Here is an 18,709-nt window from a genome sequence, read left to right as displayed (position 1 = left end):
ACGCGCGCGCGACGTCTGGCACACTGACGATTCGATTCGTGCGCGCGCCTTCCGCGCGCTTGCACCCCGCTTGCACCCCATTTCAACGCTCCGATGGACGTCACCGCTACCCGCCCTGCCGCCAGTGCGCTCGATGTGTTCCACCCGGCCGTCGCCGCGTGGTTCCGGCGCACGTTCGCCGCGCCCACCGGCGCGCAGGTGCTCGCGTGGCCGCACATCAAGGCCGGGCGCTCGACGCTGGTCGCCGCGCCGACCGGTTCCGGCAAGACGCTCACCGCGTTCCTGTGCGCGCTCGACGATCTGGTGCGCGATGCGCTGGCGCACGACGGCACGCTGCCCGACGCGACGCTCGTCGTGTACGTGTCGCCGCTAAAAGCGCTGTCGAACGACATCCACGTGAACCTCGATGCGCCGCTTGCCGGCATCGCCGAATCGCTCGCGCAACTCGGCCTGCCGGTGCCGGCGATCCGCACCGCCGTGCGCACCGGCGACACGACGCAGGCCGAGCGCGCCGCGTTGCGCAAGCGCGCGCCACACATCCTCGTCACGACGCCCGAGTCGCTGTACGTGCTGCTGTCGTCCACGTCGGGGCGGCAGATGCTGTCGAACGTGCGCTCGGTCATCGTCGACGAAATCCATGCGCTCGCGTCGTCGAAGCGCGGCAGCCATCTCGCGTTGTCGCTCGAGCGTCTCGACGCGCTGGCCGGACGTGCGCTGCCGCGGATCGGGCTGTCGGCCACGCAAAAACCGATCGACGCGGTCGCGCGCTTCCTGGTAGGCGGCCCGGCTGACGCGCCGCGCGATTGCACGATCGTCGACACCGGCCACACGCGCGAGCGCGACCTCGCGCTCGAACTGCCGAACGTGCCGCTCGAGCCCGTGATGGCAACCGACGTGTGGGAACAGGTGTACGACCGCATCGCCGGGCTCGCGGCCGCGCATCGCACGACGCTGGTGTTCGTCAACACACGGCGCACCGCCGAGCGCATGGCGCGCCATCTCGCCGACCGGCTGGGCAAGGAAGCGATCGCCACCCATCACGGCAGCCTCGCGAAGGAGCACCGCTTCGACGCCGAGCAGCGCCTGAAGCGAGGCGAACTGAAGCTGCTCGTCGCCACCGCATCGCTCGAACTCGGCATCGATATCGGCGACGTCGATCTCGTCTGCCAGGTCGGCTCGCCGCGCGGGATCGCGCCGTTCCTGCAGCGCGTCGGCCGCTCCGGGCACCATGTCGGCGGCGTGCCGAAAGGCCGGCTGTTCCCGCTGTCGCGCGACGAACTCGTCGAGTGCGCGGCGCTGCTCGATTGCGTGCAGCGCGGCGAACTCGACACGCTGCGCATTCCCGAAGCGCCGCTCGACGTGCTCGCGCAACAGATCGTCGCCGAAGTGGCGTGCACGGAATGGCAGGAAGACGCGCTGTATGCGAGCTTCACACGCGCGGCGCCGTACGCACGGCTGACGCGCGAGCGCTTCGACGAAGTGATGAAGATGCTCGCCGAAGGCTTCACGAGCCGGCGCGGCGTGCGCGGTGCCTACCTGCATCGCGATATTGTCGGCGGCACCGTGCGCGGGCGCCGCAACGCGATGATGACCGCCACCACGTCGGGCGGCACGATCCCCGACATGGCCGACTACGCGGTGCTGCTCGAACCGCAGGGCATCCAGGTCGGCACGGTCAACGAGGATTTCGCGATCGAGAGTCTCGCGGGCGACGTGTTCCAGCTGGGCAACCAGTCGTACCGGATCATTCGCGTGGAAACGGGCCGCGTACGCGTCGAGGACGCGCAGGGCCAGTCGCCGAACCTCCCGTTCTGGCTCGGCGAGGCGCCGGGACGCAGCGACGAGCTGTCGGCGGCGGTCGGCCGGCTGCGCGCGCGGCTCGACGCACTGTTCGCCGACGGCGACCGTCAGGCTTTTGGCAAGGACCATGAGCGCATCGGCGACGGGACGAGCGGGAAATCCTCGCCCCGAACCAACGCCAAAGCCGGCGCGAATGCGAAATCAAAGGCCGGGCTCAAAGCCGACACCGATGCCGCGGTCGACGTGCGGCCCGACACCGTTGTCGCCGGCACCGCCGAAAGCCGCCTCGCACCGGCGTTGCGCTGGCTCGTCGACGATCTTCACCTGTCGCCCGACGCCGCCGGCCAGATCGCCGACTATCTCGCGCGCTCGCGCGCCGCGCTCGGCGCACTGCCGACGCAGGACACGCTCGTGATGGAGCGCTTCTTCGACGAATCGGGCGGCACGCAGCTCGTCATCCATTCGCCGTTCGGCAGCCGCATCAACCGCGCCTGGGGGCTCGCGCTACGCAAGCGCTTCTGCCGCAGTTTCAACTTCGAGCTGCAGGCGGCCGCGACCGACGACGCGATCATCCTGTCGCTGTCGCTCGCGCACAGCTTCGCGCTCGACGAAGTGTGGCGCTACCTGCGTCCGGCGAGCGCCGAGCACGTGCTGATCCAGGCCCTGCTCGACGCGCCGATGTTCGGTGTGCGCTGGCGCTGGAACGCGACGACCGCGCTCGCGCTGCCGCGCTTCACCGGCGGCAAGCGCACCGCGCCGCAACTGCAGCGGATGAAGAGCGAGGACCTGCTCGCGACCGTGTTCCCCGATCAGGTCGCGTGCCTCGAGAACATTGTCGGCGAGCGCGAGATACCGCATCACCCGCTCGTCGACCAGACACTCGACGACTGCCTGCACGACGCGATGGACTCCGACGGCTGGCTTGCGCTGCTGCGCCGGATCGAAAGCGGCGCAATCGAGCTCGTCGCGCGCGACCTGCCCGCGCCGTCGCCGCTCGCGGCCGAGATCCTGAACGCGAAACCCTACGCGTTCCTCGACGATGCACCGCTCGAGGAACGCCGCACGCAGGCCGTGCAGTCGCGCCGCTGGAGCGATCCCGAGTCGGCCGACGATCTCGGCGCGCTCGACGCCGACGCGATCGATGCAGTGCGCGACGAAGCATGGCCGCTCGTGCGCGATGCCGACGAAATGCACGACGCGCTGCTCACGCTCGCGTGCATCGCCGATAGCGAAGCACGCGCACACGAAGGCTGGTCCGACCGGCTCGCGACGCTCGCCGAACGCCGCCGCGCAACAAAACTCGTCGCGCCGAACGGTGCCGCCCTGTGGGTGCCGGTCGAACGGCTCGTATGCATGCGTGCGCTGCATCCCGACGCGCACACCGCACCGGCGCTCAAGGTGCCGGCTGCCTGCGCGCAGCCGTGGGAAGCGGATGCCGCACTCGTCGACGTGATCCGCGCGCGGCTCACCGGCTTCGGCCCGCTTGCCCTCGACTCGATCGCGACACCGCTCGGGCTGCCGCCTGCGTCGATCGCGACGGCACTTGCGGCGCTGGAGCGCGAAGGCTATGTGATGCGCGGCCGGTTCACGCCGGGCGCGACGACGGACGAATGGTGCGAACGCCATCTGCTTGCGCGCATTCATCGCTATACGGTGAAGCGGCTGCGCCGCGAGATCGAGCCGGTCGAGCGCGCCGATTTCATGCGCTTCCTGTTCCACTGGCAACACCTGACGCCCGACACGCGCGGCACGGGCCGCGACGCACTCGCGGCCGTGGTCGAACAGCTCGAAGGCTACGAGGCCGCGGCAAGCGCCTGGGAAGACGCGCTGCTGCCCGCGCGGCTCACCGACTACATGGCAGGCGGGCTCGACGAGCTGTGCCGCTCCGGCAAGCTCGTGTGGACGCGCATCGGCGCGCCGGCGCGCGCGGCAGGCACACCCGTGAAGACGACGCCGATCGTGCTGCTGCCGCGCCGCCACCTCAGCGCGTGGCAGGCGCTGCGCGATCCCGACGCGCAACCGGCGCTGTCCGCGCGCGCCGCACAGGTGCGCGATGCCCTCGCCGCGCACGGCGCGATGTTCTTCGATGCGCTGCTCGACGAGCTGCACATGCTGCCCGTCGAACTCGAACAGGCGCTCGGTGAACTCGTGTCGGCCGGCCTCGTGAATGCGGACAGCTACGCGGGCCTGCGTGCGCTGTTGAAGCCCGCCGTCAAGCGCAGCGCGACCTATGCGCCACGCACACGGCGCGGCGGCGCGCTGATCGGCGGGATGGACGACGCGGGCCGCTGGGCGCTCGTGCAACGTCACGCGCCGCCGGACGATGCGCCCGTGCCGAAACGCGGCCAGGTCGCAACCGACCCCGATGCACTCGAACACATCGCATGGACGCTGCTGCGCCGTTACGGCGTCGTGTTCTGGCGGCTGCTCGAACGCGAAGCCGACTGGCTGCCGAGCTGGCGCGAACTCGTGCGTGTCCTGCAGCGCCTCGAGGCGCGCGGCGAGATTCGTGGCGGACGCTTCGTCGCCGGGCTCGCGGGCGAACAGTTCGCGCTGCCCGAAGCGATTCCGATCCTGCGCGAACTGCGGCGGCAACCGGGCGACGGACAGTACGTGTGCGTGACGGGCGCCGATCCGCTGAACCTCGCCGGCACGCTGCTGCCCGGCGACAAGGTGCCCGCGCTGGCCGGCAATCGCGTGCTGTTCCGCGACGGCGTGCCGGTCGCATCGCTGGTTTCGGGAGCGTTCCACTACGCGCCCGAGCTGTCACCCGCTGCCCGCGAGGATGCCCGCCTGCGGCTCGCGCGGCACTGCTGACATTGGCTGACACGCGACACCGCACGGACTACTGATCGCCGGGCCGCGCTGCCGGCGTCGTTCGGGTAGCATCGAACGATTTTCCGCGCGGACGCGCGCGCCCAAACACAACGAAACTTTCGGAGACGGCTATCCATGTCCTCGCATGTTGATTCGCCCACCGCTCATCACGCGGGCTCGCTGACGATTTTCCAGGGCGCCGCGCTGTATATCGGCGCGGTGCTCGGCACCGGCGTGATCGCGTTGCCCGCGCTCGCCGCGGAAGTCGCGGGCCCGGCATCGCTGCTCGCATGGGCCGCGCTGGTCGTGCTGTCCGGGCCGCTCGCCGCCACCTTCGCCGCACTCGGCGCGCGCTATCCCGACGCAGGCGGCGTCTCGACTTACGCCCGGCGTGCATTCGGCCCGAAGGCCGCGGCCATCGTCGGCTGGTGCTTCTACTTCGCGGTCCCGGCCGGTGCGCCGGCGGCCGCGATGTTCGGCGGCGCATACGTCGCGGCCGTCATGGGCGGCGGGCACACGACCGTCGTCGTCACGGCGGCCGCGCTGATCGCGACCGTGTCGGCCGCGAATGCATTCGGCGTCACCGTCTCGGGCCGCATGCAGCTCGTGTTGTCGGCGCTGCTCGTCACGCTGCTGCTCGCCGCGGTGCTCGCCTCCGCGCCGCATGCGCGCACCGAGAACCTGCATCAGTTCGCGCCGCACGGCTGGCTCGCGGTCGGCCAGGCGGCCGCGCTGCTCGTGTGGAGTTTCGCCGGCTGGGAAGCGATCACGCATCTCGCGGCCGAATTCCGCCGGCCCGCGCACGACATGCCGCGCTCGGCCGGTATCGCCGTCGTGGTGGTCGGGTTCCTGTATCTGTCGGTTGCTGCCGCGAGCGTGACGGTGCTCGGGCCGTCCGCGGGCGGATCGGGGGCGCCGCTCGCCGAACTGATCGCGGGCGGCATCGGCGGTCATGCGCAGGTGCTGGCCGCCGCGGCCGCGGTGCTGCTCACGCTCGGCACGATGAACGCGTATTTCGCGGGCGCGGCCAAGCTCGGCGCGGCGCTCGGGCGCGACGGCGCGTTGCCCGCGTGGCTCGCGCAAGGCAGCCAGGTCGGCGGCGTCCCGCGCCGCAGCCTCGGCGTGATCGCCGTGCTCGCTGTTGTCGCACTGGCTGCGACGACGCTGACGGACGTCGGGCCGAAGCCCCTCGTGCTCGTCACGTCCGGGTGCTTCGTGATGGTGTACGGGCTCGGCGCGGCCGCCGCGCTGAAACTGCTGCCACGCGGCGGCATCGCGCACCGTTGTGCATGGATTTCGCTGGTCGCGGTCGCCGGGCTGTTCCTGACGACCGGCTGGTACATCCTGTGCCCGTTGCTGCTCGCGGGCGGTGCGCTGCTCTATCTGCAGGTGGCCGGGCCGCGTCAGTGACCCGCCATGCGTGCTCGGGCCGGCACTCGCCTGCTTGCGGCGACGCGCGGACTGATCATGACCGAACCGATGGCCGAGCCGCTGGCCGGAGTGCCGTCCACTCCGCCGCGCGCGTCACGCACAGGGGCGCGGACTCGGCCGGCCGCCGATCCTTCACGCCCGTCAGGCCGGCACCAGCTCGAAGCTGAGCCGTTTGCCGAGTGCGGTGGCCGCGCTCGCGAGCGTGGCCAGCGTGAGGCTCGTGTCGGTTTCGTCGAGCAGCCGGTTGAGCGCGGCGCGGCTGGTCTTCATCCGTGCGGCCATCGCGGTTTTCGTGATGTGCTGCGCCTTCATCTCCTGCCCGATCTGCCACGCGATCACGCGCTTGATCGCGGTGGCGGTGGCCGCTTCGAGATTGCCGTCCTCTTCGAGGAAGGTATCGAAGTCGCTGCCGATATGCGGATTGTTCGTGGTCGTCATGTCGTACTCCAGTGCATGGCGTTGCCGGCTGCCCGACCGTCGGAGACGGTGCGTTCAGGCGCAACCGGAAATTCAAATGGCGTGCGTCAGCGCCTTCAGGCGCGCGACGGTGACGTCGAGGTCGTCCGACGGCGTGTCCCGCGACTGCTTGAAGAAGCCATGCAGCAGGACCATCGTGTCGCCGACGACTGTAAACAGCACACGGGCGCTCCGCCCCGGCAGCATCACGCGGATCTCCCACCGATCCCGCGCCATCTTCCGGACCAGCGGCATACCGAGCGGCCAGCCCAGTTGAACGGTCTTGATCTCTTCGCCGATCGCCCTTCGCTCCGCTTGCCCGAGCGCCTTCAGCCATTCGCGCACCGGCTCGTTGCCTCGGGCCGTGCGAAAGAACCGCACGCCGAGCGTGACCTGGATCTGCTGTCTCGTCATCGTCTTGACACCAAGCGTACCAAAAACGATACGATATGCCAAGCACCACGAGGACGGCTACTGGCCGGATGGCCGGTCCGGAAGCGGAGACAGGAACCGAGCCAGGCTTGCCGCCCGGCCCGAAGGATCAGCGATTGCCGCGCCCCGGCTTGCGCGCGGCGCGTGGCGTCCGGTGCGGGCGCTTGTCGCCGAACCGTGATCGTGCGATCTCGCGCACGGCATCGATCAGCGTCCGTGCGACGGGCGACGGCTGCGCATCGGTGCGCAGAATGAGCCCGACCGGCTCGTCGGTACCCGCGGACGGCAGCGGCAGGCGCGCCAGCGCACCGGCCGACAGATCGTATTCGGCCGCATAGAGCGGCACGAACCACACCGCATCGTTCTCGAGCGCCAGCGCACGCGCGACCGATACCGAAAGCACCTCGACGAACGAATCCAGCGGCGGCACGCCGCAAGCGCCGAGCAACTGCTCGGCCGACTGGCGGATCAGCGTGCCGTACGGCGGCAGCACGACCGGATAGCGCACAAGCTCGGCCGCCGGCGCCGCGCTCGACAGCAGCGGATGCCCGGCGCGCACGACGGCGACGAGCGGCTCGTTGTACAACTGCTCGAACGCGAGCCCGATCATCCGCTCCGGCTCCGACAGCCGCCCGATCGCGCACTCGATCGCACCGGACTTCAGGCGTTCGAGCAGATCGGCGTTCGCGGCCGTCGCGATCCGCACGACGACGCGCGGCCAGCGCTCGGCGAGCGCCTTCATCAACGCGGGCGCGAGCGATGCCGCGACGGTCGGCAGCATGCCGATTTCCAGCGTCGCCGCGGCGGCCCCGCCTTCGCGCGCGAGCAACCCGACGCCCTGCCGCAGCGCCAGCACGCACGCATTCGCGTGCGGCATGAACAGCTGCGCCTCGCGGGTCGGCTGCGCCCCCTGACGGCCACGCTCGAACAGTTTCACGCCGAGGATCGCCTCCAGTTCGGCAATCGTCTTCGAGACGGCCGGCTGCGTGATCGACAGGCTTTCGGCCGCCTTCTGCACGCCGCCCAGTTGCGCGACCGCGAGAAAGCACTGCAGGTGCCGGAACTTGACGCGGCCGTCGGCGATACGGTTATTCATAACGGGTTGTTATGCGATTGACGATGAAATGCCATTTTGCATAACTTTCCGGATAGTCCCAAGCACTCGACGCTGCATCACGCGTGACGCCGCAGTGCCTGGAAACCGGCCGGCTCCCACATCCGCTTCGCGATCAGCAAGCTGGTGCCGTGCTTTTGCGCGAGCGGTGCGGACGACGATTCCGCATGGAGCGCGGCGGCCTTGCTGCGCAGCCGGCGCAACTCCAGTTCGAGCTCCGCGGACGCAGCCTCCGTCAGCATCCCCTGCGAGAACGTCATCGTCTCGCCCTCCCCGTCGAAGCGGCTGTCGAGGAAATCGCCGAGCGCGTGCGCATGGAAGTAACGGCGGATCGGCCCGCCGGGCAGCCAGTCGAAATCGCGCGCGACGCGCACGCGAATCCGGTCGCCCGGCAACAGCGCGACGACGTTCATCCGGTCGAGCATCAGCAGGTATTTCACGCACTCGGCCTTCGTCACCTGATAGGCCGACACGATGTCCTCCACGGTCCAGTAGTTGATCGCGCACACGGCAACGAGCAGCAGTTTGTCGTCCGACACGAGCAGCGTCTCCTGCTGCTCGGTCAGCACGTGCAGCCTCGGCGCCGACGCGGACGCCTCCTGCACGAGCTCGGCCAGCGTATAGCCGAGCAGTTGCGCGATCTCCACGACACGCTCCAGCGTAAAGCGGCCGCTGGCGAACAGCCGCTTCACGCTTGTCTCGGAGACGTCGAGCGCACGTGCGACGTCGCGGTAGGTCATGCCCTGCGCCTTCAACTGGCGCTTCAGCATGTCGATAAGTTGGGCGGTTTCGGTCATTTTGGTATCGAAAAATGATGCTCCAGGTCAGATATTAGGCTACCTGAGCGTACAGATGAACACTTTCAGATACTTGTCTGCATAATCCGCTCCGTGCTGTCACTGAACGACGGAGCCGAAATGACCACCCGAACCGAAACCGCTGCCTACGAATCGCATCACACCGCCCCGCGCGATGCCCGCGACACGGATCGCACGATCCCGCTCGCCACGGTCCGCACGCTGGCCGCCAGCGCGCACGTCGGGGATCTCGTGTTCATCCGCGTGCGGGCGAATGCGCCGCGCGACGCGGCAGGCGCGACGGGTGCGTGGGCCAATCGCTTCGGCATCGTCGTCGACACCTCGGGCGACGAGCCCGTGATCGCCGAATCGGCGTTTGCGTGGACGAAGCTCACGCCGCTGTCGCGCTTCGTCGCCCGGACCGACGGCGGACGCATCGCGCTGGCCCGTCGCGTCGCGGCACCGACCACCGAAGCGCAGCGCCGGATTCATTCAACGGCTGAACGGCGGATCGACGCGCTGCTCGGCAACCGCTTCAACCTGCGGACGCGGCGCGGGTTCTGCGCGAACTACGTGAGCGACGTGCTCGGCGCCGACCGGGATGCGACGCTGGCCGCACTGCTGCGCAGCGGCGCGCTGGCACTCGAATTCGACGGGATCGTGTTCGATCCCGGCCGCCAGTCATAACAGGCGCTCAGGGAGACCCGACAACAACAAGAACGACAACACAAAAAAACAGCGACGGGCTGGCTGGAGGGCCGTGCACGGGGTCGTCACCGACGACGCGAAGCCCGATCGCTTTTTCCGCCGGACAGGCATCCTGTCCGGCGGAATTTTCATTGGCGCATCAAACATAACGAACAGTTATGCGATTTGCGAAAAAAGGTCATTTTGCATAACTTTCCGGATTAGCTAAAGTCCTGCCATCCACTTCGTGAAATACCTATCAGGAGACGCCCGATGGATTCCCCCACGATCCTCACGCCGCGCGACTGGCCGTCGCATCCGGCCTACATCCACCCCGAGTACCGTTCGTCCGTGAAGCGCGGCCCGACGCGCCCGCTGATCCCGCTGAAGGAGAAGCTCCGCGACCAGTACGCGCCCGTCTACGGCGCCGAAGATCTCGGCGCACTCGACCATGACCTGACGAAGAACGCGGTGAAAAACGGCGAGCCGCTCGGCGAGCGCATGGTCGTCACGGGCCGCGTGCTCGACGAAGGCGGCAAGCCCGTGCGCAACACGCTCGTCGAGGTATGGCAGGCGAACGCGGCCGGCCGCTACGTGCACAAGGTCGACCAGCACGACGCACCGCTCGACCCCAACTTCCTCGGCGCGGGCCGCTGCCTGACCGACAGCGAAGGCCGCTACCGCTTCCTGACGATCAAGCCCGGCGCGTACCCGTGGGGCAACCATCCGAACGCGTGGCGCCCGAATCACATCCACTTCTCGCTGTTCGGCGATTACTTCGGCTCGCGTCTCGTCACGCAGATGTATTTCCCCGGCGACCCGCTGCTCGCGTACGACCCGATCTTCCAGGGCACGCCCGAGGCCGCGCGCGATCGCCTGATCTCGCGCTTCTCGATGGACATCACCGAAGAAGGCTATGCGCTCGGCTACGAATTCGACATCGTGCTGCGCGGCCGCGACGCCACCCCGATGGAGCGCTGAACCATGACGACGCTGAAGCAAACCCCTTCGCAGACGGTCGGCCCGTATTTCGCGTACGGCCTGTGCCCGCAGCAATACGACTACGACTTGAAGAGCCTGTTCACGCCGACGATCGCCGCGGCACACGCCGAAGGCGAGCACGTGCTGCTGGTCGGCCAGGTGTTCGACGGCGACGGCAACGTCGTCGGCGACGCGGTGCTCGAATTCACGCAGGTGGACGGCGCGGGCCGCTACCCCGCGTCGCGCGACGACATCGCGAAATCCGGCTTCACGGGCTTCGCGCGAGTCGGCACCGGCACCGATGCGCAGCAGCGCTTCGTCGTCGAGACGGTGAAGCCGGGCCGCATCGCCGCCGACGAAGCGCCGCACATCAACGTGACCGTGATGATGCGCGGGATCCTCACCCACGCGTTCACGCGCGTGTACTTCGACGACGAAGCCGCCGCGAACGCAGCCGACCCCGTGCTGAACGCCGTGCCGGCCGAGCGCCGCGCGACGCTCGTCGCGAAACGCGACGCGCAGCCGGGCCGCCCGGTCGTCTACCGCTTCGACATCCGCATGCAGGGGCCGGACGAAACCGTGTTCTTCGACGTGTGACGCGCACGCCGGCTTCGCCCGCTACCGCACCGCCGCGTGGCGCGATACCTAACCGGCATCGCGCCACGCGGCGTTTTTCGTGTTCCGCCGTCATCATTCGATGCTGCGGCGCATTGCGCTGGGCCATGAGTGCCGATGCCCGTTATCGCGAGCTTCCGCCCCTTGTAGCGAACGCGCGATTGAAACGCATGCTGCGACTGCACACAACTTGTCGATTCGGCAGGATATCGTTTGCGCGTTATGCGGCGTATTCTTCGTTATCCGCAACATGACCATGGAATTGAATCACGATCAGCAACAATTACGCATGTCATGCGCGACACCGCCCGGCAGGCTGTGCGCGCATTTTTTTCTGACCGAGTGCCTTTAAACGCGTCTGACCGAAGTTGGCAGGCGCGTATTTTTTGGCGGCAGCCGACGCACCGGCCTGGCGTGCGCCGACGCCCTCCGGTTAGCGCCGAATCTCCAGATAGCGGCTCGGCGTATCGCCCAGAATGCGGCGAAACGCCGACGTGAACGCGCTGGCGCTCGCGTACCCGAGATCGAGCGCGACGAGCGTCACCGGCTGCCCGTCGCTCAGGCGCGCGATCGCCGCGAGCATGCACACCTGCTGGCGCCATGCGGCAAAACTCACCCCCGTCTGCGCGCGAAACTGCCGCGTGAACGTGCGGCGGCTCACGCCTGCATCGGCGGCCACCTGGTCGAGATCGGCCGCGATCGACGGCGACGCGAACAGATGCCGGCACACCTTCGCCAGCCGTGCGTCGGCCGGCAGCGGCGCATGCAGCGACAGGCGCGGCATCGTCGCGATTTCCGCGACCAGCAGCGCCATCAGCTTGCCCGCGCGCCCGCCGACGTCGTACAAGGCCGGCAGGTCGATCGCATCGTCGATCAGTTGCCGCAGCAGCGCGGACACGCCATAGACACCGCACTGTTCGGACAGGCCCGCCTCCCGCGCGGCGTCGCCGGACACGAACGTGTTGAGCATCGTGACCGGCCCGGTCATCGTCATTTCGTGCCGCACGCCGGCCGGCACCCAGCACGCGCGCTGCGGCGGCACCAGCCAGCGCCCGTGCGGCGTCGACACGCTGATCGTGCCGCGCGACGCGAACGCGAATTGCCCGCGCGCATGCGCGTGCGCCGGAAACGTCGTGCCCGCCGCATAGTCGTTGGCGGTCACGACCACGCTCCGGGGAATGTTTTCGTAGGGATCTAGCAACGTATTTCTCACGGCCCGAATTCCATCATCAATGACCCGATATCGAAGGCGGGTCTCCTTCGCGCGATTTACGATCCGCTCCACCCTTGCGCGACCTGACGGCCGCAAGACCCGTCGGCCTGATCGGCCGGTTTACTGCATCGGAGCGGACATGCCGAATACGTTTCATCGCGTGGGGAACGGCCCCCACCCTGTTCTTGTACTGCCCGGCTGGTTCGGCGACGCCCACGCGTTCGAACCCGTCGAAGCGTGGCTGTCGCGTGACCACTTCAGCTATGTATTCATGGACTACCGAGGTTACGGCCAGATGCGCGACTCAGCGGGCTACTACACGATCGACGAGATCGCTGCCGACGCGCTCGCGCTGGCCGACGCGCTCGATTTCGCGACCTTCAGCGTCGTCGGGCACTCGATGGGCGCGATGGCGGCCGAGAAAATCGCCGTCATCGCGCCCGGGCGCGTGCGCGCGCTGGTGCCGATCACGCCCGTGCCGTGCGGCGGCCTGCCGTTCGACGCGGAGAAGCGCGCGCTATTCGAACGCGCCGCCAACCACGTCGCCGATCGCCGGACCATCATCGATCGCAGCACCGGCGGCCGGCTGCCCGCCGCCTGGGTCGAGTGGAAAGCCGCGTATTCGGCAGCCCGTTCGTCGCCGACGGCGTTCGGCGCGTACTTCCGCGCATGGGCCGACACGGATTTCAGCGACGAGATCGCCGGCATCCATCCGGTGAAAGTGCTGATCGGCGAGCACGATCCGGCGTTCGACGCGGCGCTGATGGCCCGCACCTACCTGCGGCGCTATCCGCTCGCCACCGTCGACGTGCTGCGCAACGCGGGCCACTACCCGATGAACGAGACGCCGCTCGCGCTGGTCGCGGCGATGGAAGCGTTCCTGCTCGCCGCGAACGCGAGCCCCACCGGCGACCACTGACGACGCACGGCGCGCAAGCAGCATGGCGGAGACCCGCATCACCGCAGCATGAACGACATCGCCGACAAACTGTTCAGCGTGCGCACCACGTGCTCGACCGACGGCCCGTCGAAGCGCAGCGTCACTGCATCGACGCGCGCCAGCGACGGCAGCACGCAGAACAGGTCGGCCAGCGCCGCGGTCTGCACGCGCAGCGTGCAAGCGGCCGGCGCGGGCCGATGGGCGCCGGCGCGCACACCTGCCGACAGCGCGTGCGCGACCGCTTCGCGCGCAGCCGCCGCGATCCGCGCACACGACGCGGCGGGCGTGAGCGTATCGCCGCTCGATGCGCCGCCGGCCGTCTTGACCGTCTCGAAATGCGCATCCGGAAACAGCGGCTGCGTTTCCTCGGCGAATACGTCGTCGCCCGTGGCCAGCGCGACGTGCGCGCCGTATTCCCGCGCCAGCGCGCCGTACAGCCCCGCTTCGCCGAGTTCGACGCCGTTCAGCCATACCTGCGTGAACGCGAAGCCGTTGATCGTGTGCGCGAGTACGCCGCGGGTCTGCGATTTCGCGTGATAGCCGATCATGAACACGAGGTCCGGCCGCTGTTCGAGGCCCGCCATCATCCCGAGCGTGCGCGGCTTGCCGAGCACGACACGCGCACGCGCATCGAGCCCGTCGGGCAGCAGGTTGCGGAAGCCGCCATGCGAATCGTTGACCCACACCGCCTGCGCACCGCCCATGAACGCGCCTTCGATCGCCGCGTTCGCCTCGGCGGTCATCCAGCGACGTGCACGCTCGTATTCCGGATTGCCGGCGCGCGTCTGCTCGGTGGCGAACACGCCGGCGACGCCTTCGATGTCGGTCGAAATCAGGATCTTCATGAATAGTTGGGACGGTGTGCGTTGAGCAGAGAGTCGAGATCGGGCACCGCGTCGCGCAGCGATTGCCGCACGTGGCCGTCGCGCCCGGCCACCGTCACGGCCTGCAGCAATGCATCGGCGATGGCGTGCTCGACGCTTTCGGCCGCGGCCATGAACAGCGGATCGAGCGCCGCATCGGCGACGAGGGCCGGCAGCGCGACCGTCGACGCGTCGTGCGCGATCGTGTACGCGGTGGAGAAGGCAAGCGCGATGTCGCCGCTGCCGTGCCCGTAGACCGAGCCCGTGCGGGCCAGTCCCGCGCCCGCGCGGCGCGCGAGCCGCGATAGTTGCCGCGCATCGAGCGGCGCATCGGTGGCCAGCAACAGGATGATCGAGCCTTGCTCGGGCGGGGCCGCGTGCGCAGCCTCGGCCGCACGACGTTGCGCGACGATGCGCCCGAGCGGCACGCCGCCGAGCGTCAGCATCGGCAGCCGGCCGAAATTCGCGAGCACGAGCGCGCCGACCGTATAAGGCCGCCCGGCCGCGACAGCGACGCGCGATGCGGAACCGAGCCCGCCCTTCAGGTCGAAGCTCGACATCCCGCGCCCGGCACCCACCGCGCCGCGTGCGACGTCACGCGACGCCGTGCGGCACGCGTCGTCGTAATGCGCGGCCGTGACCGCGAACGCCTGGATATCGTTCAGATAGCCGTCGTTGCACTCGAACACCAGCGGGTTGACGGTCGACCAGTCGCGGCCGATCTGCGGATTCGCCGCGATCGCCGCGCGAATCTGCGCCTGCGCGACCGCGCCGACGCCGAAGGTATTGGTCAGCGCGATCGGCGTATCGAGCATGCCGAGTTCCTCGACCTGCACGAGCCCGACGCTCTTGCCGAACCCGTTGATCACGGCAACCCCCGCCGGCACCTTGCTGCGATACACGTCGCCCGGATGCGGCTTCACGACGGTCACGCCCGTCTGCACGTTGCCGGCATCGAGCGTGCAATGGCCGACCGTCACGCCCGGCACGTCGGCGATCGTGCCGCGCGGCCCGGCCGGCAGTGTCGCCGTCCACATCGGTGAAGTGCGCATCAACGGCGCTCCAGCTTCGGATCGAGCGCGTCGCGCAGCCCGTCGCCGAGCAGGTTGAACGCGAGCACGGTCAGGAAGATCGCGAGGCTCGGGAAGATCGCGATGTGCGGCGCCGTCACCATGTCCGCACGCGCCTCGTTGAGCATCGCGCCCCACTCCGGCGTCGGCGGCTGCGCGCCGAGCCCGAGGAACGACAGGCTCGCGGCCGTGATGATCGACGTGCCGATCCGCATCGTGAAGTAGACGACGACCGACGACACCGTGCCCGGCAGGATGTGCCGCATGATGATCGTCCAGTCCGACGCGCCGATGCTGCGCGCGGCTTCGACATAGGTCATGTGCTTGAGCATCAGCGTGTTGCCGCGCACCAGCCGTGCGAACGCCGGGATGCTGAAGATCGCGACCGCGCAGATCACGTTGACCATCCCGTTGCCGAGGATCGCGACCACGCCGATCGCGAGCAGGATGCCCGGGAACGCGAACAGCACGTCGGCCACACGCATCGTGATGCGGTCCCACCAGCCTTCGTAGTAACCGGCGAGCAGCCCGAAGAACGTGCCGATCACCGCGCCGAGCGCGACCGAGAAGAAGCCGGCCGCGAGCGAGATGCGCGTGCCGGCGACGATCCGGCTGAAGATGTCGCGACCGAGCGAATCGACGCCGAACCAGTGCACGGCCGACGGCCCCGCATTCAGCGCGTCGTAGTCGAAATAGTTCTCCGGATCGAACGGCACGATGTGCGGGCCGACGAACGCCAGCACGACGAGCGCCAGCACGAAGCCGCCCGCGACGAGCGCGACGGTCTGCTTGCGGAACTTGCGCCAGAATTCGCGCCACGGCGTGCGGATCGCGGCGGGTGCGGCCGGCGCCGCGGTCTGGACTGTCGCGTTCATGCGCGCCTCACTTGAACCGGATGGTCGGGTTGATGACCGCGTACAGCACGTCGACGGTCAGGTTGATCAGGATGAACTCGAGCGAAAACAGCAGCACGATCGCCTGGATCACGGGGTAGTCGCGCATCGTCACCGCGTCGACGAGCAGGCGCCCGAGCCCCGGCCAGTTGAACACGACCTCGACGACGATCGAGCCGCCGAGCAGGAAGCCGAACTGCAGCCCCATCATCGTGACGACCGGGATCATCGCGTTGCGCAGGCAGTGCTTGAGCACCACCATCGGCTCGTGCACGCCCTTCGCGCGCGCGGTGCGCACGAAATCCTCGTTCAGCACCTCGACGAACGACGCTCGCGTGAAGCGCGCCATCACGGCCGCGACCGCGGCGCCGAGCGTCAGCGACGGCAGCACGTAGCTTTTCCACGAGCCGTCCGGCACGACCGGCAGCCAGCCGAGCTTCACCGAGAAGATTTCCATCAGCAGCATGCCGAGCGCGAACGCGGGAAACGAGATGCCCGACACCGCCAGCGTCATGCCGAGGCGGTCGGGCCAGCGGTTGCGCCACACCGCCGACGCGATCCCGATCGCCATCCCGAACGCCGTCGCCCACACCATGCTGACGAGCGTCAGCATCAGCGTCGGCGTGAAGCGTTCGCCGATCTCGGTCGAGACCGGCCGCTTGCTGCGCGTCGACATGCCGAAGTCGCCGTGCGCGATCTTCGTGAAGAAGGTCATGAACTGCGCGGGCAGCGGCCGGTCGAGCCCGAGATCGGCACGCACGAGCGCGACCGTCGCATCGTCGGCTTCGGGGCCGGCCGCGAGCCGCGCCGGATCGCCCGGCAGCAGGTGGACGAACAGGAACACCAGCACCGCGACGATCGCGAGCGTCGGCAGCAGGCCGAACAGGCGTTTGACGAGAAAATTCAGCATGGGGCACCGATCGAATCAGCGTGCCGGCAGCTTGCGCCGCCGGCACCGCATGGCGGACGAACCGCCGTCATCACCACTGTCATTTCAGCGAGATTTCGTCGAAATTGAACGAGCCGTCCGGCATCACGTACGCGCCCTGCAGCCGCTTGCTGCGTGCATACACGATCTTCTCCTGCACGAGGAAGATCCACGGCGCATCGGTCCAGATCTGCTTCTGCGCATCGGCGTAGAGGTCGGCCTTCTTCGCGCGATCGACCGTCTCGAGCGCCTTCGTCAGGTCGCCGTCGACCGTGTCGTTCTTGTAGTACGCGGTGTTGACGAGCTTCGGCGGCGCCGACGCGCCGGCCAGCAGCGGCGTGATCGCCCAGTTCGCTTCACCCGTCGACGACGACCAGCCGATGTAGTACATCCGCACCGGCGCCTTAGCCGGATCCGGCGCGCTCTCGACCTTCGCGACGCGCTCGCCGGCTTCCAGCGCCTGCACCTGCACCTTCACGCCGACCTGCGCGAGTTGCTGCTGCACGAACTGGATCGCCTTCTGCGACGTCGAGTTGTTATAGGCGGACCACAGCGTCGTCTCGAAGCCGTTCGGATAGCCGGCTTCCTTCAGCAGCGCGCGTGCCTTCGCCGGGTCGTACGGCCACGGGCCCAGCTTCGTCGCGTAGTCGACACCCTGCGGCACCACGCCGGTCGACGGCGTCGCGAAGCCGGAGAACGCGACCTTCGCGAGCGCTTCCTTGTTCACCGCGTAGTTCAGCGCCTGCCGCACCTTCGGGTTGTCGAACGGCTTCTGCAGCATGTTCAGCGACACGTAGCGCTGCACGATCGACGGCCGCTCCACGATGTCGACCTTCGGGTTGCCCTTCAGGTCGACCGCCTGCTCGAACGGGATGCGGAACGCGAAATCGGCTTCACCCGTCTTGATCAGCGCGGCGCGCGTGTTGTTGTCGACCACCGGCTTCCAGTCGATCGCGTCGATCTTCGGATAGCCCTTCTTCCAGTAGCCGGCGAACTTCTTCACCTTCAGGTCGTCGGTCTGCTTCCATTCGACGAACTCGAACGGGCCCGTGCCGACCGGATGCAGCGCGATGTCGCGGCCCCACTTCTTCAGCGCAGCCGGCGAGATCATCACGGCCGACGGGTGCGCAAGCGTGTTGATCAGCGCCGAGAACGGCTCGCGCAGCGTGATCTTCACCGTGTACGGATCGACCACTTCGGTCTTCTCGATCACGCGGAACATGTTGTAGCGCTTCAGGTGGTTCGCGGGATCGGTCACGCGGTCGAAGTTCGCCTTCACGGCCGCCGCGTTGAAATCGGTGCCGTCGTGGAACTTCACGCCCTGGCGCAGCTTGATCGTGTAGACCTTCGCATCGGGGCTCGCGTCGTAGCCGGTCGCCAGCACGTTGACGAGCTTCATGTCCTTGTCGAAGCCGAACAGCCCCTGGTAGAACGACTTGACGACGGCCTGCGACACCGTGTCGTTCGCGTCGTACGGGTCCATCGTCGTAAACGTCGAATCCACCGCCATCACCGCGGTCTGCTGCGCGAACGCGGGCACTGCGGCCTGCAGCGCGAATGCGCCGGCGAGCGCGACGAAACACGCGCGCGGACGAAACATCGGGAACGAATGCTGCTTGGTCATGTTGCTGGGCTCCTATCGGTGAATCGGTGACGCCTCTTGGGCGTTTCG

16 protein-coding genes are annotated in these 18,709 nt (G+C 68.4%); 6 read left to right on the top strand and 10 right to left on the bottom strand.

Annotated features, from left to right (window positions below):
• The first annotated feature begins 93 nt into the window (after positions 1 to 93).
• Both HWX39_RS12010 and HWX39_RS12005 read left to right on the top strand, forming a co-directional pair.
• Positions 94 to 4,617 carry a DEAD/DEAH box helicase gene (locus HWX39_RS12010; RefSeq protein ID WP_175968293.1) on the top strand — a complete coding sequence of 1,508 codons (4,524 nt, stop codon included), beginning with the start codon at positions 94 to 96 and terminating at the stop codon, positions 4,615 to 4,617.
• A 135-nt stretch (positions 4,618 to 4,752) separates the two neighbouring features.
• Complete coding sequence (locus HWX39_RS12005; RefSeq protein WP_175968292.1) at positions 4,753 to 6,027, top strand: amino acid permease; 1,275 nt, start codon at positions 4,753 to 4,755, stop codon at positions 6,025 to 6,027.
• A gap of 162 nt (positions 6,028 to 6,189) precedes the next feature.
• On the opposite strand, the gene HWX39_RS12000 is transcribed toward HWX39_RS12005, so the two are convergent.
• The 4 genes from HWX39_RS12000 to HWX39_RS11985 form a co-directional block, all read right to left on the bottom strand.
• Entirely contained in the window at positions 6,190 to 6,486 is a 297-nt protein-coding gene (locus HWX39_RS12000) for an XRE family transcriptional regulator (RefSeq protein WP_011658604.1), read from the bottom strand.
• 72 nt (positions 6,487 to 6,558) lie between these two features.
• Complete coding sequence (locus HWX39_RS11995) at positions 6,559 to 6,918, bottom strand: type II toxin-antitoxin system RelE/ParE family toxin (protein ID WP_175968291.1); 360 nt, start codon at positions 6,916 to 6,918, stop codon at positions 6,559 to 6,561.
• 127 nt (positions 6,919 to 7,045) lie between these two features.
• Positions 7,046 to 8,032 carry a pca operon transcription factor PcaQ gene (pcaQ, locus tag HWX39_RS11990; RefSeq protein ID WP_175968290.1) on the bottom strand — a complete coding sequence of 329 codons (987 nt, stop codon included), beginning with the start codon at positions 8,030 to 8,032 and terminating at the stop codon, positions 7,046 to 7,048.
• Between the two features lie 77 nt (positions 8,033 to 8,109).
• Positions 8,110 to 8,847, bottom strand: coding sequence for a helix-turn-helix transcriptional regulator (locus tag HWX39_RS11985; RefSeq protein ID WP_175968289.1), 738 nt, complete (start codon positions 8,845 to 8,847; stop codon positions 8,110 to 8,112).
• A 120-nt stretch (positions 8,848 to 8,967) separates the two neighbouring features.
• Between HWX39_RS11985 and HWX39_RS11980 the strand changes: the two genes are divergently transcribed.
• The 3 genes from HWX39_RS11980 (at position 8,968) to pcaG (ending at position 11,112) form a co-directional block, all read left to right on the top strand.
• Positions 8,968 to 9,534 (top strand): YiiX/YebB-like N1pC/P60 family cysteine hydrolase, encoded by a 567-nt coding sequence (locus HWX39_RS11980; RefSeq protein WP_175968288.1) that lies wholly within the window; start codon positions 8,968 to 8,970, stop codon positions 9,532 to 9,534.
• A 273-nt stretch (positions 9,535 to 9,807) separates the two neighbouring features.
• Positions 9,808 to 10,515 (top strand): protocatechuate 3,4-dioxygenase subunit beta, encoded by a 708-nt coding sequence (gene pcaH / locus HWX39_RS11975; protein WP_175968287.1) that lies wholly within the window; start codon positions 9,808 to 9,810, stop codon positions 10,513 to 10,515.
• Between the two features lie 3 nt (positions 10,516 to 10,518).
• Positions 10,519 to 11,112 (top strand): protocatechuate 3,4-dioxygenase subunit alpha, encoded by a 594-nt coding sequence (gene pcaG / locus HWX39_RS11970; RefSeq protein ID WP_085037803.1) that lies wholly within the window; start codon positions 10,519 to 10,521, stop codon positions 11,110 to 11,112.
• 451 nt (positions 11,113 to 11,563) lie between these two features.
• On the opposite strand, the gene HWX39_RS11965 is transcribed toward pcaG, so the two are convergent.
• Positions 11,564 to 12,343 carry a helix-turn-helix transcriptional regulator gene (locus HWX39_RS11965; RefSeq protein WP_175968286.1) on the bottom strand — a complete coding sequence of 260 codons (780 nt, stop codon included), beginning with the start codon at positions 12,341 to 12,343 and terminating at the stop codon, positions 11,564 to 11,566.
• A gap of 139 nt (positions 12,344 to 12,482) precedes the next feature.
• On the opposite strand from HWX39_RS11965, the gene HWX39_RS11960 reads away from it, so the two are divergent.
• Positions 12,483 to 13,262: an alpha/beta hydrolase gene (locus HWX39_RS11960; RefSeq protein WP_175968285.1), complete on the top strand. Its 780-nt coding sequence runs from the start codon at positions 12,483 to 12,485 to the stop codon at positions 13,260 to 13,262.
• Between the two features lie 38 nt (positions 13,263 to 13,300).
• Here the strand turns inward: HWX39_RS11960 and HWX39_RS11955 are convergent, their stop codons facing one another.
• The 5 genes from HWX39_RS11955 to gsiB form a co-directional block, all read right to left on the bottom strand.
• On the bottom strand, positions 13,301 to 14,128 hold the full coding sequence (locus tag HWX39_RS11955; protein WP_175968284.1) for a M55 family metallopeptidase: 828 nt from the start codon (positions 14,126 to 14,128) through the stop codon (positions 13,301 to 13,303).
• Complete coding sequence (locus tag HWX39_RS11950) at positions 14,125 to 15,198, bottom strand: P1 family peptidase (RefSeq protein ID WP_175968283.1); 1,074 nt, start codon at positions 15,196 to 15,198, stop codon at positions 14,125 to 14,127. Before HWX39_RS11950 ends, HWX39_RS11955 begins: the two co-directional genes overlap by 4 nt.
• On the bottom strand, positions 15,198 to 16,091 hold the full coding sequence (gsiD, locus tag HWX39_RS11945) for a glutathione ABC transporter permease GsiD (protein WP_175968282.1): 894 nt from the start codon (positions 16,089 to 16,091) through the stop codon (positions 15,198 to 15,200). Before gsiD ends, HWX39_RS11950 begins: the two co-directional genes overlap by 1 nt.
• A gap of 7 nt (positions 16,092 to 16,098) precedes the next feature.
• A complete protein-coding gene (gene gsiC, locus HWX39_RS11940; RefSeq protein ID WP_175968281.1) occupies positions 16,099 to 17,019 on the bottom strand; it encodes a glutathione ABC transporter permease GsiC in 921 nt (306 codons plus the stop codon).
• A 79-nt stretch (positions 17,020 to 17,098) separates the two neighbouring features.
• Positions 17,099 to 18,661, bottom strand: a complete 1,563-nt coding sequence (gene gsiB / locus HWX39_RS11935) for a glutathione ABC transporter substrate-binding protein GsiB (RefSeq protein WP_175968280.1) — start codon at positions 18,659 to 18,661, stop codon at positions 17,099 to 17,101.
• Positions 18,662 to 18,709: the final 48 nt, after the last annotated feature.

Origin of the sequence: Burkholderia sp. BCC0322 (genome assembly GCF_902833045.1) — a bacterium.
Lineage (GTDB): Bacteria > Pseudomonadota > Gammaproteobacteria > Burkholderiales > Burkholderiaceae > Burkholderia.
Note: the sequence above shows the minus strand (reverse complement) of the source record. Positions and strands in the feature narration are given on the sequence as shown.